This is a genomic window from Rhizobium sp. 10N414 (genome assembly GCF_056394785.1).
In genome coordinates this window covers 163,572-179,183 of sequence record NZ_JBFTIN010000009.1, presented here as the reverse complement: position 1 = coordinate 179,183, position 15,612 = coordinate 163,572, and the positions used below count along the sequence as shown (strand labels likewise).

16 protein-coding genes and 1 pseudogene are annotated in these 15,612 nt (G+C 59.8%); 5 read left to right on the top strand and 12 right to left on the bottom strand.

Features of this window, described 5'->3' with window-relative positions; translation table 11 throughout:
* The 12 genes and pseudogenes from AC1DE4_RS11640 to AC1DE4_RS11585 form a co-directional block, all read right to left on the bottom strand.
* A pseudogene (locus AC1DE4_RS11640) lies at positions 1-216 on the bottom strand (group II intron reverse transcriptase/maturase); the annotation flags it as partial.
* A 199-nt stretch (positions 217-415) separates the two neighbouring features.
* Positions 416-907: a F0F1 ATP synthase subunit B gene (locus AC1DE4_RS11635; RefSeq protein ID WP_025659419.1), complete on the bottom strand. Its 492-nt coding sequence runs from the start codon at positions 905-907 to the stop codon at positions 416-418.
* Positions 908-910: 3 nt separating this feature from the next.
* On the bottom strand, positions 911-1,549 hold the full coding sequence (locus AC1DE4_RS11630) for a F0F1 ATP synthase subunit B (protein ID WP_025659420.1): 639 nt from the start codon (positions 1,547-1,549) through the stop codon (positions 911-913).
* Between the two features lie 78 nt (positions 1,550-1,627).
* Complete coding sequence (locus AC1DE4_RS11625) at positions 1,628-1,855, bottom strand: F0F1 ATP synthase subunit C (RefSeq protein WP_003588243.1); 228 nt, start codon at positions 1,853-1,855, stop codon at positions 1,628-1,630.
* A gap of 73 nt (positions 1,856-1,928) precedes the next feature.
* Positions 1,929-2,681, bottom strand: coding sequence for a F0F1 ATP synthase subunit A (locus AC1DE4_RS11620; protein ID WP_018859316.1), 753 nt, complete (start codon positions 2,679-2,681; stop codon positions 1,929-1,931).
* Between the two features lie 73 nt (positions 2,682-2,754).
* A complete protein-coding gene (locus AC1DE4_RS11615) occupies positions 2,755-3,099 on the bottom strand; it encodes an AtpZ/AtpI family protein (protein ID WP_025659421.1) in 345 nt (114 codons plus the stop codon).
* A gap of 282 nt (positions 3,100-3,381) precedes the next feature.
* Complete coding sequence (locus AC1DE4_RS11610; protein ID WP_025659422.1) at positions 3,382-4,560, bottom strand: cell wall hydrolase; 1,179 nt, start codon at positions 4,558-4,560, stop codon at positions 3,382-3,384.
* A 177-nt stretch (positions 4,561-4,737) separates the two neighbouring features.
* Entirely contained in the window at positions 4,738-6,636 is a 1,899-nt protein-coding gene (locus AC1DE4_RS11605; protein WP_025659423.1) for a potassium transporter Kup, read from the bottom strand.
* An 18-nt stretch (positions 6,637-6,654) separates the two neighbouring features.
* Positions 6,655-7,629, bottom strand: a complete 975-nt coding sequence (locus tag AC1DE4_RS11600) for a magnesium transporter CorA family protein (RefSeq protein WP_025659424.1) — start codon at positions 7,627-7,629, stop codon at positions 6,655-6,657.
* 401 nt (positions 7,630-8,030) lie between these two features.
* Positions 8,031-9,185 carry an iron-sulfur cluster carrier protein ApbC gene (gene apbC, locus AC1DE4_RS11595; protein WP_025659425.1) on the bottom strand — a complete coding sequence of 385 codons (1,155 nt, stop codon included), beginning with the start codon at positions 9,183-9,185 and terminating at the stop codon, positions 8,031-8,033.
* A gap of 517 nt (positions 9,186-9,702) precedes the next feature.
* The gene (locus AC1DE4_RS11590; protein ID WP_025659426.1) at positions 9,703-10,434 is read right to left on the bottom strand and encodes a LuxR family transcriptional regulator; all 732 of its coding nucleotides are present in this window, start codon (positions 10,432-10,434) and stop codon (positions 9,703-9,705) included.
* Between the two features lie 190 nt (positions 10,435-10,624).
* Positions 10,625-11,419 carry an IclR family transcriptional regulator gene (locus AC1DE4_RS11585; protein ID WP_025659427.1) on the bottom strand — a complete coding sequence of 265 codons (795 nt, stop codon included), beginning with the start codon at positions 11,417-11,419 and terminating at the stop codon, positions 10,625-10,627.
* A 103-nt stretch (positions 11,420-11,522) separates the two neighbouring features.
* Here AC1DE4_RS11585 and AC1DE4_RS11580 point away from each other — a divergent pair, with 103 nt between their 5' ends.
* From AC1DE4_RS11580 to AC1DE4_RS11560, 5 genes are all read left to right on the top strand, one after another.
* Entirely contained in the window at positions 11,523-12,293 is a 771-nt protein-coding gene (locus AC1DE4_RS11580; protein ID WP_018856942.1) for an SDR family NAD(P)-dependent oxidoreductase, read from the top strand.
* Positions 12,293-13,210, top strand: coding sequence for a 2-dehydro-3-deoxygalactonokinase (locus tag AC1DE4_RS11575; protein WP_025659428.1), 918 nt, complete (start codon positions 12,293-12,295; stop codon positions 13,208-13,210). Before AC1DE4_RS11580 ends, AC1DE4_RS11575 begins: the two co-directional genes overlap by 1 nt.
* A gap of 15 nt (positions 13,211-13,225) precedes the next feature.
* Positions 13,226-13,858: a 2-dehydro-3-deoxy-6-phosphogalactonate aldolase gene (locus AC1DE4_RS11570; RefSeq protein ID WP_018856940.1), complete on the top strand. Its 633-nt coding sequence runs from the start codon at positions 13,226-13,228 to the stop codon at positions 13,856-13,858.
* Between the two features lie 5 nt (positions 13,859-13,863).
* A complete protein-coding gene (locus tag AC1DE4_RS11565) occupies positions 13,864-14,751 on the top strand; it encodes an SMP-30/gluconolactonase/LRE family protein (protein ID WP_025659429.1) in 888 nt (295 codons plus the stop codon).
* Positions 14,752-14,981: 230 nt separating this feature from the next.
* Positions 14,982-15,590 (top strand): PRC-barrel domain-containing protein, encoded by a 609-nt coding sequence (locus AC1DE4_RS11560; protein ID WP_025659430.1) that lies wholly within the window; start codon positions 14,982-14,984, stop codon positions 15,588-15,590.
* The last annotated feature ends 22 nt before the right edge of the window (positions 15,591-15,612 follow it).

Genomic DNA, 15,612 nt, shown 5'->3' with positions numbered 1-15,612 from the left:
GTCCACGACAACCCGCCGTCCGGACTGCACGAACGATTGCGCCGCCAGGACGGCATCGTGTGCACTCCTTCCAGGACGGAAGCCGTAGCTGTGCTGACTAAAAGTCGGATCAAGAATAGGCTGGAGGACTTGCAGGAGCGCCTGTTGGATCAGACCGTCCAGCACCCTGGGGATGCCAAGCTCGCGCTCGCCGCCCCCTGGCTTCGGGATCATCACATATCCGGTTCTTGTCCATCGGCCCGCAGGTTCGATCCACGCTTCCTCCCCACGGTTGGTCACCCTTCCGCAGTTGCGCTTCACTTCGCTCGCTGTGACCAGCTTACGGTGGGACTTCCACCCACAAGAATGCGCCCATGCTGCGCGCACAACAAAAAAGCCCGGCATCAGCCGGGCTCTTAAGAACTTGGCGCTCAGCTTAGTTGAGGCGGCTCTTGACCTGACCGACCGCGTCGCTGAAGAGTTCGGACCGAACCTTCGTGTCGGCCTTCTTTGCCAGAACATTTTCGGCAGCAGCGATTGCCAGATCGACGGCAGCGGAACGCACCGCCTTCATCGCATCGACTTCCGCCTGCTTGATCTTCTGCTCGGAAACCGCCGTGCGGTTTGCGACGAATTCTTCCGTCTTCTTCTTGGCTTCGGCGGTCAGCATTTCGGCCTCGCGCTCGGCTGCAGCAACGATGTGTGCAGCTTCAGCTTCGGCTTCCTTACGCTTGCGCTGATATTCGGCCAGCAGGTGCTGGGCTTCTTCGCGCAGGCGCTTGGCTTCCGAGAGCTCGTTGCGGATCTGATCGGCGCGGTCGTCCAGCGACTTGGCCATCATGCCCGGAACCTTGAGGTAAACAACCAGCGCCAGGAACAGGACAAGGCCGACAAATGCGAAGAATGTCGCGTCGAATGCAAATTCCATCGATCAAGCCCCCTTCTTGATATCAGCGACTGCGGCGGCAACATCTGCCTTTGCCGAGGTGCCAATCAGCTGCTCTACGACAGCCGTTGCTGTTTCTTCGGCGATGGTGCCGACGTCAGCGAATGCCTTCGCCTTAATGTCTGCGATGCGACCTTCGGCAGCCTTGAGCTTTTCGGCCAGACCTGCTTCCACGGCCTTGCGGTCGGCTTCCGCCTTCAGCTTGGCAGCGTCGCGGGCGGCTGTGCCGATCGCGTTCGACTTGGCGCGCGCGGCGGCCAATTCGGCTTCGTAAGCGGCAACATCGGCGTCCGCTTCCGCCTTCAGGCGGCCTGCCTCATCGAGGTCCTGCGAGATGCGGTTGTGACGCTGCTCGAGGATATTGCCGATGCGCGGCGCGATGACCTTTTGCATGAGCACGAAGAAGACGACAAACGTAATTGCCAGCCAAAGCAGCTGCGAAGCGTAGGTCGTCGAATCGAAAGGCGGAAACACGCCGCCACCATGATGCTCGGCTGGTACGCCGGTCTCGGTGTGGACATCGCCTGCTGCCGGGGCGGCATGCGTGTCTCTACCGGTTGCTGCACCAGTTTCTGCGGTTCCCGCCGGGGCCTCTTCGGCGTAAGCCGGGGTCACAAAAAACATGCTCACCTCCAGGTGTACTGCAAATGCAAAGGATCACGGCATGCGGACTGCAGGCCGTGATCCTTCAATGCGCCTGTATTAAACGGCGAAGAGCAGGAGGAGAGCGACGAGCAGCGAGAAGATGCCCAGAGCTTCCGTAACGGCGAAGCCGAAAACCAGACGGCCGAACTGGCTGTCAGCAGCAGACGGGTTGCGCAGAGCGCCGGACAGGTAGCTGCCGAAGATGTTGCCGAGGCCGAGAGCCGTACCGGCCATACCAAAGCAAGCCAGACCTGCACCGATGAACTTTGCTGCTTCCGCTTCCATGTTGAACTCCTTTGAAATGGTTGTGTTGCGGCGAAATTGACTGACGCCCGAGGGACGTCAATGTCGGTATCCCTTAGTGGCCACCCGGATGGATCGCGTCATTGAGGTACATGCATGTCAGCACCGCAAAGACGTAAGCCTGGAGGAAGGCGACGAGGAACTCGAGACCGGTCAGGGCGACCGTCATAATCAGGGGAAGAACGGCTCCACCAACACCGACCGCACCCAGCGCTCCAAGCGAGGCAACGAAGCCTGCGAACACCTTCAGGGTGATGTGACCAGCCAGCATATTGGCGAAAAGACGAACAGAGAGCGAAATCGGGCGGGACAGGAAGGAAATGATTTCGATCGACACAACAAGGGGCAGAAGAATGCCAGGAACGCCTTGCGGGACAAAAACATTCAGGAAGTGGAAGCCGTGCTTATAAAAGCCGTAGACGAGAACCGTGCCGATAACGAGCAGCGCTAGCGCGAAGGTGACGATAATCTGGCTGGTGACCGTAAAGAAGTACGGGAACATGCCGAGCAGGTTTGCCGTCAACACGAACATGAAGAGCGAGAAGACCAATGGGAAAAACTTCATCCCCTTGGATCCGGCGCCTTCCTTCAGCATGTTGGCGATGAATTCGTAGGACATCTCCGCAACCGACTGTGAGCGGCCCGGCACGATCGCCCGGTTGGACGTCGAGAAATACAGGAAGCCGGCGGCAACGGCAGCGGACGCCACCATGAAGAGCGATGCATTCGTAAACGAGAAATCAATTCCGCCGACTTCGATCGGCACAATCTTCTGGATCAGGAACTGATGGGTCGGATCGTTAGACACCGCTTGTTCTCTCTATCTTTAGCCCGCGCGAGACGGGATTATTGCACTGGATCGAACGCCGGAGCGCCCTGCCCTATTTTCCACCATTCTGGCGCTCGGTAGGATCCGGTTTTGCAACCTTCCCCGCAGCGCGCAGAACGTTCAATACGCCGGCACAAAACCCAAGAAGAAGAAGAACGATCAATCCCCAAGGCGCCGTGCCGACAAAACGGTCGAGGAGATAGCCAAGAACGGCGCCTACGACGATAGCGGAGATGAACTCGCTCGAAAGCTTCATCGCCTGGGCATAACCTTTGCGGCTTGCCTCGGCGCTGGCTTCGATAGCCTCTTCCTTCCCCGCTTCTACGCGCTTGGTTGCGAGTTTCGCTTCCAATTGCGCACGGCGCTTCTCAAGACTTTCCTCGCGGTCTTCCGCCATGGTGCTCTCCTCCGCCAGCCGCTGTCCGCGATCCCGCTACCCCGGTTTTCCGGACAACGACCCCAAGGTTTGAGAACCTTTCGGCCCGTTTTGAAGTCGCGCGCAACATAGTTTTAGCAAAAAGCATAGTCAAGGCGTGAGCGGTGGATGTCCAGCCATAAAATAAGCGATAAAAAACATGGGCTTAGGCCGATCTTGGCGCACTTATCCAAAATCGACCGAAAGAATCCGCTTTCCTGTGCTGCCAAGAGACGCAAAATCGCGTCAGGATTGGCTTTTTCCTCAGCTCCAACCGCCGCCATAGGTGCGATAGAAGACGTGCAGGCCGATGCGGCCGACCTTTTCCATGGTCTTTGCCCATTTCGGACGAACGTAGACGGCATGGTAGTGCGTGGCGGAGCCAACCTGCGGGAGCCAGATCTTGCCGGCGGTGACCGCCATCGCGACTTCGCGGGCGATTCTCCAGTGATACTGCGAGTTCACCCGGTCCCTGATGTTGTCGCAGGCAAAGGAGAACTGGCATCGGTTGCGCCAATCCTCGTTCTGGTAGACGACGCCGCAGATCGTCTTCGGGTAGGCCGGATTGCGGACGCGATTGAGAATGACCTGCGCGACGGCGGCCTGCCCCTTCACCGTTTCGCCACGCGCTTCGAAATAGATTCCGGATGCCAGGCACTGCTGCTCGGCCGCCGAAAACACCGAGGGCGCCAAGATGCTTGCGGCCCAGGCGTGATCCCGCGGGCCGATCTGCGGCACGAAGCGGCCGTCGTCGGCCTTGTCGGTGAGAATCGAATCGAACGGCGACTGACGGGAGTAGTCGGGAGCGCTCGGCGCATAGGCCGTCGCCAGCACGTCAGCCTTTGCGTTGGTCACGAGACCAGCCAGCATGGGCGAGACGCCGCGGTCCGGCTTGGGCGGTTCCTTCGTATAGAAATTGGTCGCGATCTGGATTTCCTTGCCCTTGATCTTCGGCTTCACGAAGGCGGATTTGTCCTTCAGGTCGAAGGTGGGCTGAAAGAGCAGGCGCGTTCGCTGGAGAATGGACCCGGCGGAAAAGTCCTTCGGCGGCTGCACCGTTTCGACAGCAACGACGCGGCCTTTCTTGGCCGGGCGATTGACGCGGTCCTCGTCCGACGTCGCCTCGTGTCCCTTGTCCTTCACCATGAATGCGACCTTGCGGCCGTCGGGCAAAACCATGCCGGCCCCGGCAGCAATCGTGCCCGTGACTACGGGATCGGCAAAGGTCAGCTCAGCCTGATGGATCGAACCTGCCGGCGAATTGGTTAGAACCATGCGCCAGTTTTCCCTACCCTGGTCGAGGCCGGCAAGCAGAGCCGCGAGGTCGGCATGCGACGCCATCGTCGGTGACATCAGCCACCCGCAAACGCCGAAGAGCGCGGGTGAACTCCAATTTTGAAGCAAGAGGCGCAGCTTGCCACGGGAAGGGCTATTTCGACGCAACGCGAGACTCCGGCATGAGACGCATGAACATGCCGTTGAAAATGTCTCATTAACCTTGATGCTTGGTTAATGCCGAGGCCCTCCGGAGACGAAAGATTAGCGCGAGGGAAAATAAAAAAGTCCGGCGGATCGCCGGCCCGGCGGATCGCCGGGCTTTTCAGAAGCGCATTTGCTCTTCTAGATAATGACGTGCGAGCCGAGTTCCACCACGCGGTTTGCCGGCAGGCGGAAATAGTCCGACGGATTGGCCGCGGCATTGGCAAGCGCGATGTAAAGACGGTCCTGCCAATAAGGCATGCCGGACTTCGCATCGGGAACGAGCTTGCGGCGGCCGAGGTAGAATGAGGTCGACATGATGTCGAACTTCAGGCCGGTCTTGCGCAACGTCGCCAAGGCCTGCGAGACGTTCTGCGACTCCATGAAGCCGAACATGAGCTCGACGCGCGAAAACCGCTCCGAGATCTGCTCGACCTTGTAGCGATCGGCGCTCGCAACGCGCGGCTTGTTGATGGTGCGGATCGTGAGGATCACGTTCTTGTCGTGCAGAACGTGATTGTGCTTCAGATTGTGCAGCAAGGCCGCGGGCGCCGATTCCGGATCGCTCGTCAGGAAGATCGCGGTACCGGGTACCTGGGCGGGCGAATGATCGCTCTTGCGCTCGATCGAGCTGACAAAAGAGGCGAGCGGGATATCGGTGTGGCGCGTCTTCTCCATCAGGAGGGCCGTGCCGCGACGCCAGGTCCACATGAGGATCGTAAAGGCGGTCGCCATCAGGATCGGAATGTAACCGCCGTCGTGGATCTTCAGCAGGTTTGCACCCAAGAAGATCATTTCCAGGCAGAGCAGCGGGGCAAGCGCCAACGTGGCGACCGGAATCGACCAGTTCCATCGCGCGCGCACAAACTCGAAGGCCATGATCGAAGTGACGACCATCGCGCCCGTAACCGAGATGCCGTAGGCAATGGCCAGCGCGTCCGACGTCTTGAAGCTGATGACGAGGAAGATGACGCCGACGAACAGCAACGCATTAACGGAGGGCAAGAAGATCTGCCCGGTATTCGTCTCCGAGGTGAAGAGGATTTCCATGCGTGGCAGGAAGCCGAGGTTGATGCCCTGGCGGACGAGCGAGAAGGCACCGGTGATGACCGCCTGGCTGGCAATGATGGTGGCCGCGGTCGCGAGAATGACGGCCGGCAGCAGCGCCCATTGCGGAAAGGCCAGGAAGAACGGATCGGACACGGCCGCGGGATTGCCGAGCACCAGAGCGCCCTGCCCCAGATAGTTCAGTGTCAATGCCGGGAAAACCAGCACAAACCACGCCCACTGGATCGGCCGGCGACCAAAGTGCCCGAGATCGGCATAAAGCGCTTCGGCACCGGTCACGCTTAGGAAGACCGCGCCAAGCACGACCACGCCGTAGAACCCCTCATGCAGCAGGAAGCTAACGGCATAGTAAGGGTTGAAAGCGGCAAGGATGCCAAAGTCATCCGAGATGTGAGAAATGCCGGCGGCCGCCATCACGATGAACCAGAGCGCCATGATCGGCCCGAAAAAGCGGGCGACGGCCCCGGTCCCTCGAGACTGGACGACAAATAGCAGAGCCAGGATGAAGACCGAGATCGGTACGATGTAGCTCGTCAGAGTTGGAGCCACGAGCTTCAGACCTTCGACAGCCGATAGCACCGAGAGAGCCGGCGTGATCATCGCGTCGCCGAGGAACAGCGCCGCGCCCACCAGGCCAAGCAACATCAGCAGCGCGGTATGTCCATTTGCCGTCTTCATCAGCAACGCCAGCAGGGAAAGCGTGCCGCCTTCGCCTTCGTTGTCCGCACGCAGCAGGAAGAGCACGTACTTGATGGTGACGATAATGGTCAGGGTCCAGATCATCAGCGAGATGAGGCTGATCACCTCGAAGCGGGTGAGGCCGTCGACCATGACGGGCTTCAGGGCTTCGCGGAACGCGTACAGCGGGCTGGTACCGATATCGCCGTAGACGACGCCGATGGAGCCGAGCGCAAGGTAGGCCAGCTTGCGCGGCTTCATGTGTCGTTCGTGTGTATGGCTACCTTCGTGCATGAAATGAAAACAGGCTCTTCAGAGCCAGCCTTTCCATCGGAAAAAGAAGAAGGGAATGACGGCGGACAGCACCATTAGCCCAATCGAAAACGGATATCCGTGGGCATAGTGCAGTTCCGGCATAAACTCGAAATTCATACCGTAGATGGAGGCGACCAGCGTCGGCGGCAAGAACACCACGGACGCGATCGAAAATATCTTGATGATCGAGTTCTGCTCGATGTTGATCAGGCCGAGCGAGGCGTCGAGCAGGAACGTGATGTTGCCGGCGATGAAGGAGGCATGCTCGTTGAGCGACTGGATGTCGCGCGAGACCGTTTTGCACAATTCCTTGGTGTCGCGATCCTGCTGAACTGCTGGGATGGTGAAGAAAAAGGTCATGAGGCGGGACAACGAGGCGAGGCTGTCCCTGACCTTGCTCACGATGCGATGATGGCCCGCAATGTCCCGGAGCTTCTCTTCCAGATAGTTCGACGGCTTGCGCACCTTCCTGGCGCGATCGCCGAAGACATGCGTCGACAGGATGTCGATGCGGGCAACGGACTGCTCCAGTATCTCGGCAGTGCGATCGATGATCGTTTCGAAAAGCTTTGCCAGCAATGCGGCACCGCTGCGCCATTGCTGCGGCACGCGGTGGAGCGCGGCAATGAAGAGCGCAAAGGATTTGGGCTGCGCGTAGCGGATCGTGACCAACCGCTTGCCCGCGAGGATGAATGCCACGTCGGTCAGCGTCGGTGCATCTGTCTCGGCTTTCCAGACGAGGGAAGCGGTCATGAAGACGGCATCGTTTTCGACGTAGAGACGGGCTGACGGCTCGATGTCCTTGAGATCGTCTCGCGTCGGAACCTCGATGCCGAGAGCTTTCTCAACAAAAAGCTCCTCTTCGCGCGAAGGCTCGATCAGGTCGATCCACATCACATCGTCGCGTAACGTACCTCGCGACAGGTCGCCAACGTCAACCGACTTGCAATTGGAACAGTAGGCCGTGATCACCGGTTGGGCCTCTGGCAATCAGGGCTTGTTGCGCGCATCGCTGTTTTCATCGAAAGCCCTTCCACGGCACGCCGCCTGCGAGAGCGCGCGGGATGCAAGTTCCCGATCTTAATGAAAGCGATTGAAGAAAGTTCATACGACTCCTGGCACATCCGGCAACCGCCAGGATATGCAACGTGCTCAACCGCATCGCAGTCACCAATCCTTCGACCAAGATAACTCCGACCATGCAGCTGACCGCCCCGGCGGGGTGGCCATCATCGAGCATTCGCAAAAAACCGCCTCATGGCGACGGCGCGCCATATGACGGAAAGCTGCGAAAGAATCAAGACATCTTACGCTTACTGCGCCGTTTCACCACATTTCCTCCGCAATTGGGAGTCTAGCGGCAGCGAAGCATTTCACTCGAAAACAATCTCCGGTGCGGCCCGCTGCGGCTGCCCGCCGAGCTGCTGCCAGACCTTGGTCGCGATGTCGCGATAGATGCCGGCAACAATGCCGTTCGGCTCCGTCGCGACAAGCGGCGTGCCGGCGTCGGACGTCTCACGAATGTTCATCGTCAGCGGTACTTCACCGAGGAAAGGAACGCCGATGCGCTCGGCTTCCTTGCGAGCCCCGCCATGACCAAAGATATCGTAGCGGGTACCGGTATCGGGCGCGATGAAATAGCTCATGTTCTCGACGATGCCGAGCACGGGGACCTCGACCTTCTTGAACATGTTCAAGCCCTTGCGGGCATCGACGAGGGCGAGATCCTGCGGCGTCGAAACGATGACGGCGCCCGCCAGCGGCACCTGCTGCGCCATCGTCAACTGCGCATCGCCGGTGCCGGGCGGCATATCAACGACAAGCACGTCCAGTTCGCCCCAGGCCACCTCACGCAGCATTTGCATCAATGCCGATTGCACCATGGGGCCACGCCAGATCATGGCGGTCTCCTCATCGACGAGGAAGCCCATCGACATGACCTTGAGCCCGTAATTCTCCATCGGGTTGATGATGCGCCCATCGATTTGGGTGGGGCGGCCGGAAATCTTCAGCAGCCGCGGCATCGAGGGGCCGTAGATATCGGCGTCGAGAATGCCGACACGCAAGCCATTTGCCTGGAGGCCGAGCGCAAGATTGACGGCCGTCGTGGACTTTCCAACGCCCCCCTTGCCGGAGGCGACGGCGATGATCGCGCCAATACCGGGAACGCCGAGCTTGCCGGCGCGCGGCTGCTGTTGCGGGGCGTGCGCAGGGCCATGATGGTCATGCCCGGCCCGCGGCTGCGGGCGCGAGACCGGCGCCGAGCCGGAACCGGCCTTCTTGTCTGCCGTCAGCGCAACCAGCGCTCCCTTGACGCCCGGCATTTCCTTGATGACCCGTTCGGCAGCCAGACGAAGCGGCTCGAGCTCCTTAGCCTGATCGGCCGGAACGGTGATGGAAAAATAGACTTTGCCGTCGGAAATGAAGACATCAGACACCATACCGAGCTCGACGATATCATGCTCGAGATCGGGGCCGCGTACGGTCTTCAGCGTTTCGAGAACCTGTTCCTTGGTGACGCCCGTCATTCCATCCTCACTGCCTATGTTTGGCATTCTAGATAGAGGAGCGCCGCCTCTTCGCCAAACAAAATCGGCGATCGGGACCGCATTTGAGGAGGCGAGGCTCACCGGAAGGCCACTATGTCCACCAAGTCCGCCGGGCTTTCGCCCTGATGGTCACAACAGCCTTCCAGGATAGCGAGCTAAGCCTTGCGAACTAGAGCAAGCGTCACAAAAGGCCAGCGAAAAATGTCCATGGGAAGAGCAAGCGTGAGGGATGCCGTCGGCGGCGTGTTCTAAAGGCAACAACCGCCGCCGACGCCCTACGCCCGAGGTCGGGCCTGTGGCATCGGCTGGCGGTATGCAGGCCGCGCCGTTTGTCCGGCGTCGTGCCAGGTCCCCTCTGGACCGCTGAATGTAAGCAAGCAGAAAACATGCCAATTGGCAAACCGCCAGCAATGCCGGCGCGGCATGGCGCCGGGGTCGTCGGAATTGGCGAGAAATTGGGCGCGAATGATTGGCAAGCCCACAATTTGCGCAACCCTTACTTTATGAGACCGATCCGCAGCGCCTTGGCGACTGCCTGCGTCCGGTTTGCCGTATCCAGCTTTCTTGTCGCGCGGTTCAGGTAGTGGTTCACCGTATGCTCGGACAGGGTGAGGATTTCGGCAATCTCCACACTGGTCTTGCCAGCCGCGGTCCAGTTCAGACAATCGATCTCCCGATCGGTCAAGGTATCGGTGACGCAGTTGTCATGGTTGCGGATCTCCGCCAACCGGTCGAAGACGTGGATGGAGATATAGTGGAGTTCGCGCATTTCTTCTGCGGTGAATGCCTCGCGATCGCCTGAGAATGAAATGGCGCCACGACCGCCTGAGGGCTCGTGGGTTGGAAAATAGGCGCAACGCATCATGCGAAAGCGTTCGAAAAGTGCCTTGACGATGCCCGCCTTCCCGTCGGGGCGATCCAGTTTCGCTTGCGACACGTCATTGAAGAAGGGCGTTGTCGAAGTCCGAAGCCGCTTCATGACCGGGCTATTGGCCACAAGCCCCTCGTGGTCGTAGGCAGCCAGAAGTTCCACCGGCCAGCTCGAGATGACCGTGCTGCTCTGCAGGTCCCGTGCTGTCACGGAAGGAAGATTGAAAACCATAAAGGCCCGCGCCCGATAGGCTTCCGTTACCTTCTTCATGAAGCGGAAAATATCGAACTGCGTTTTCAGTCCGGCGATCTCGCTAACGTGTACGTCCACGGAAGATCCTGGCTGCGATGAAGTCATTTACTTGTTCAACTCAAAAAAAGATGGAAGCCTGATGGGCGGCGACGCCTCCGCGCCGTCCCTAGTTTGTATCGCCGGTGACGATCTACCAGCACATACACCCCAAGACGGGGGATTGACGAGCATCAATTGTGACGATTCGTCAGAAAATCTCAATATTGTGCTTTAGGCCAAGCCGGCCGTCAGCAGTTCAGCGACGCGGACCAAGCCCGATGCGCATCGCCTCCATGATCCGTTCAGCCGACTGCTGGATCGGAGCCGCCCATTCCGAAAGCTTTTCCATCGTGAGCCTGTAAGCCGGACCAGTCACGGAAACGCCGCCAACAAGCGACTGAGTTTCCGACCAGATCGGCGCAGCAATACAGCGAATCCCGACCTCGTGCTCCTCACGGTCGAAGGCATGGCCCTGTTTCCGTATCTGCTCGATCTCAGCAAGAAGTGACTCGGCCGTATGGGTGTTTGCCGTGAACCGATGGAAGGAGAGGTCCGCCACCAAGGCCTTGACCCGCTCTCTGGGCAGGATGGAAAGGGCCGCCTTGCCGACGCCGGTGCAATAGACCGGTGAGGCGTTACCAATCTGCGAATACATTCTGACGGGCTGCTGCCCTTCGAACTTGTCGAGGTAGATGATCGAGGTGTCGCGCAGCACGCCGAGATGGACCGTTTCACCAGTCAAATTCTGGAGAGCCTTAAGATGCGGCTCCGCAACCAGACGAAACTCGTTGCGCGCCCAACTGCGAGACGCGAAGTCCAAAAGCCGTAAGCCCGGCGAGTATCTGCCCTCCGCATCGATCTCGAGTAGGCCCTCCTCCACGAGATGGCTGAGTTGGCGGTGGACCGTACCACGCGGCTGATCGGCAACTGCCAGTATATCCGTGAAGCGCATGGGACCGTCGGCGTGGGTCACCAGGTCGAGAAGGACCATCAGCTTGCCGAGGGTGCCCGTGTCGCGCCTCTCGGGCGCACTCCCTTTTGCCGCACTCATTGTTGCCCCAAACGCCTTGACAGAAATGCCAGGGTAGTCGGATAATTCCACATAGTCAAATTAAGTTCTAAATAATAGAACAACCGAAAGCCGGGAGGAAATAGTGACGGGTATTGTTGCGCAGTTTCCGGAATTCAGGGACCGCACGGTCCTGATCACGGGAGGCGGATCAGGCATCGGGGCAGCGATTGTCGAAGGCTTCGCCCGACAAGGCGCCAAGGTTTCCTTCATCGACATCGCGGAAACAGAAAGCCATGACCTCGTCGCGAGGCTGTCGCGCGACACCTTGCATCCCGTTCGCTTTCATAAGGCCGACCTTCGCGATGTCGCCGCCATCCGCAGGACAGTCGACGAGGTTGTCGCTCACTCCGGTCCGATCAGCGTGCTCGTCAACAATGCCGCCCGCGACGACCGACACGATTTCGAAACGGTGACCGAGGAATATTGGGACAACAACCAGGCGACCAACCTGCGGCACGTCTTCTTCACCACGCAAGCCGTCGCGCCCTCGATGCGTGCCGCTGGCGGCGGCGCGGTGATCAACATGTCGTCGATCGCCTTTCTCCTCAACATGCCCGAATTCCCGGCCTACACGACCGCGAAGGCCGGCGTGATCGGGCTGACGAAAAGCCTGGCCGGCAAGCTCGGACCGGATAACATCCGCGTCAATTGCATTCTGCCCGGCATGATCGTCACGGATCGCCAGATGAAGCTTTGGCTGACCGAGGACGGCATTGCGCAAACGGTGCAGCGCCAATGCATCAAGAAGGTTCTGCACGCCGATGCGATCGTCGGTCCGTGCCTGTTTCTGGCGTCTAGCTGCGCGGCGGCGATGAGCGCACAATCTCTTATTGTCGATGGAGGCATTTTCTGATGGCGGATCCCGCTTATGTCGCGGTGGATTGGGGAACGAGCAGTTTTCGGCTCTGGCTGATCGGCAAGGATGACAGCGTCCTGGCCGAAAGCCGTGGCAATGAAGGTATGACGACGGCAGCGAAGACCGGATTTGCCGAGGTTCTCGCCTCGCACTTGGGCAAGGTAAATCCGCCGGAAAATCTTCCGGTCATCATCTGCGGCATGGCAGGTGCGAAACAGGGATGGGTCGAAGCGGGCTATGTCGATGTCCCGGCATCGCTATCCTCGATCCTGACCGGCGCCGTATCCGTCCCCGGCCAGACCCGGGACGTCCGCATCCTGCCCGGACTTGCACAGAGGGATCCGGCGCGGCCAGATGTCATGCGCGGCGAGGAAACACAGCTCCTCGGTGCGCTTGGTCCGCAAAGCACTGGGTCGCAGGCGGTCTGCATGCCCGGAACGCATTCGAAATGGGTGCATGTCAAGAATGGTCGTGTCACCGGTTTCTCCAGCTTCATGACCGGCGAACTTTTCGACGCGATCTCCAAGCACACGATCCTGTCGCATGCAATCGCCGGTGCCGATCAGAGCCCGGCGGACGAGGCAGCCTTCGAGAGCGCCGTAAAAACGGCCTATGACCGACCCGCGATGGCGACCAACCTCTTCTTTACCGCGCGCTCGGGCCAGTTGCTGCATGGTCTGACCGCTGCGGCTGCGCAGGCGAAGATATCCGGGACCCTGATCGGCCTGGAAATCGCGGGCGCGATGTCAGATGCGGGGACGGGCGTCGACGTCACTCTCGTCGCCGCCGGCCGGCTGCAGGGCCTTTATGAAGCGGCCTTCAAGGCATTATCTTTATCCTACAACACCATTGATGCTGACACGGCCGTCCGTGGCGGCCTTGCTGCCGCCGCCAAAACTATTTGGCCGAACTGAGAAAGTACCAAAGCGATGAACCGCATCCCCTTTCCTACGATGAAGCGTCCACTGATTGCCATTCTACGTGGCATCAAGCCTGAAGAAACCGAAGGCGTGGTCGGCGCACTGATCGAAAACGGTCTGACCGCCATCGAAATCCCGCTGAACTCGCCCGAGCCGTTCAAGTCGATCGAGATTGCCGCAAAGATGGCGCCGGCCGATTGCCTCATCGGGGCCGGGACCGTGCTGACGACCGAGGCCGTCGACAGCCTCCATTCGGCAGGCGGCAAGCTGCTGGTCACGCCGAACGTCGAGCCCGAGGTCATTATTCTCGCCCGCAACTACGGTATGGTGACGATGCCGGGCGTCTTCACGCCGACGGAGGCATTGGCGGCTGCCCGCGCCGGCGCAACGGGGTTGAAGTTTTTCCCCGCCAGCGTTCTCGGACCGTCGGGCATCACCGCTATCCGCGCAATTCTGCCGCCGGAGCTCGTGATTGCGGCCGTTGGTGGTGTTTCGGACAAGAATTTCTCCGATTACACCAAGGCTGGCATAAATGCCTTCGGCCTCGGCACCAGCCTCTACAAGCCGGGAATGACCGCCGCAGAGGTTGCCGAGCGTGCCAAGGCGACCATTTACGCCTATGACGCAGCCGTAGGAGCTTAAGGCATATGACGGAAATTCATGAGTTCGCGGGCAGGACACTCTGCAGCACCAACTCCGTGCTTGGTGAGGGGCCGACCTACGATCCGGACACCAACACGGTCTGGTGGTTCAATATTCTTGGCAAGGAGTTGCACGAGCTGAACCTTTCGACGGAAGAGAAGAAGGTGCATGCGCTGCCGATGATGGCGAGCGTGCTCGCCCGGGTCGATCCTGACCGGCAGCTGCTTGCGACCGAACAAGGCCTTTTCATTCGCGATATCAAGAGCGGCAATCTGACCTTCTATGCAGCTCTTGAAAGCGACAAACCGGAAAACCGCTCGAACGACGGCCGCACCCACCCCTCCGGCTCGCTCTGGATCGGCACGATGAGCAAGCGGGCGGAAAGCCGTGCAGGCGCCATCTACCATGTCGCCGGCGGTCGCGTAACCAAGATATTCGATGGCATCAGCATCCCGAATTCGATCTGCTTCTCGCCGGATGGAACGATGGGCTACTTCACCGATACACGCATCAGCCGGCTGATGCGTGTGATGGTCGATCCGCAGACCGGTCTCCCGACAGGCGAGCCGATCGTGCTTGTGGACACGATGGATGAGCCGGGTGGCATCGACGGCTCGGTGGTGGATGCCGACGGATACATCTGGAATGCCCGTTGGGGTGCCGGTACCGTCGATCGCTACAGCCCTGATGGACTGCGCATTGCACGCTACAAGGTGCCGGCGTCACAGCCGTCATGCCCTGCCTTCATCGGGACAAACGGTGACCGCCTTGCCGTCACCACGGCGTGGGAGGGGCTCGATGAGCATGCCCGCTCGATGCAACCGCAGGCGGGTTCCCTGCTCGAACTGGATGTTACGGTGAAGGGCGTTTTCGACCCGGTTTACGTGATGTGAAGAACCATAATCAGGCTTCCCGGGGCGCCATTTGGCGCCCTTTTTTTGTCGACCGAACCCCGCGTGGCCATACATCGTGAGCTAAAAGGTCCGTGGAATTAGCAATTTTTGCGCGATTTTTTTCGGGAACCAATTGAAATCCCGTTCATTTCAATAGGGAACCGGCCGCAAACGCCGAGCATGGCGGGAGCGGGCTAAAGATCCCTCAGGAACGCAAAGGTAGGTTCAAAATGACAAGCAAACTCCTGAAGACTGTTGCCGCTAGCGCGCTGTTTGCCACGGCTTTTGCACCGGCGACATTCTCACAGACTCAGCCGGCAACACCAGGCGCTCCGGCAACACAGGCCGCGCCGGCCGACCCGGCAGCTCCGCCGAAGGTCCCGGACGCCACAGCACCGATGGACAACGCCGCTCAGGCTCCGGCGCCGGCCGCAACGGCTGACACCGCGCAGGCGAGTGGTGGATATCTAACGGAGCAGGCCGCCGATCAGATCAGTGCCAACACCTATATTGGCCGGTCGGTCTACACCGGCCAGAACGAGAGCATCGGTGAGGTCAACGACCTGATCATGAAGAAGGACGGCGGCCTGGTCGCAGCGATCATCGGCGTCGGCGGCTTCCTTGGAATCGGCGAAAAGGATGTTGCCGTTCCGATGGATAAGATCACCGTCGCTCAGAACACGCAGGACGGCACAGTGAAGCTGACCACGTCCGAGACCGCAGAAACGCTGAAGGCGGCTCCGCAGTTCAAGACGCTTCAGATGATTGCAGCCGAGAGGGCCCCTGCGCCTGGCGGTACAACGGATACCACCGCCACGGGTTCAACGACGAACAAGTAAGATACTGCGCAGTGAGTACCGC

Bases quoted from the DNA above. Each gene is read 5' to 3' on its own strand.
- AC1DE4_RS11590 (WP_025659426.1), bottom strand. From the start codon at position 10,434: ATGACTTCATCGCAGCCAGGATCTTCCGTGGACGTACACGTTAGCGAG.
- apbC (WP_025659425.1), bottom strand. From the start codon at position 9,185: ATGACGGGCGTCACCAAGGAACAGGTTCTCGAAACGCTGAAGACCGTA.
- AC1DE4_RS11625 (WP_003588243.1), bottom strand. From the start codon at position 1,855: ATGGAAGCGGAAGCAGCAAAGTTCATCGGTGCAGGTCTGGCTTGCTTT.
- AC1DE4_RS11605 (WP_025659423.1), bottom strand. From the start codon at position 6,636: ATGCACGAAGGTAGCCATACACACGAACGACACATGAAGCCGCGCAAG.
- AC1DE4_RS11615 (WP_025659421.1), bottom strand. From the start codon at position 3,099: ATGGCGGAAGACCGCGAGGAAAGTCTTGAGAAGCGCCGTGCGCAATTG.
- AC1DE4_RS11575 (WP_025659428.1), top strand. From the start codon at position 12,293: ATGGCGGATCCCGCTTATGTCGCGGTGGATTGGGGAACGAGCAGTTTT.
- AC1DE4_RS11565 (WP_025659429.1), top strand. From the start codon at position 13,864: ATGACGGAAATTCATGAGTTCGCGGGCAGGACACTCTGCAGCACCAAC.
- AC1DE4_RS11635 (WP_025659419.1), bottom strand. From the start codon at position 907: ATGGAATTTGCATTCGACGCGACATTCTTCGCATTTGTCGGCCTTGTC.
- AC1DE4_RS11585 (WP_025659427.1), bottom strand. From the start codon at position 11,419: ATGAGTGCGGCAAAAGGGAGTGCGCCCGAGAGGCGCGACACGGGCACC.
- AC1DE4_RS11560 (WP_025659430.1), top strand. From the start codon at position 14,982: ATGACAAGCAAACTCCTGAAGACTGTTGCCGCTAGCGCGCTGTTTGCC.
- AC1DE4_RS11630 (WP_025659420.1), bottom strand. From the start codon at position 1,549: ATGTTTTTTGTGACCCCGGCTTACGCCGAAGAGGCCCCGGCGGGAACC.
- AC1DE4_RS11570 (WP_018856940.1), top strand. From the start codon at position 13,226: ATGAACCGCATCCCCTTTCCTACGATGAAGCGTCCACTGATTGCCATT.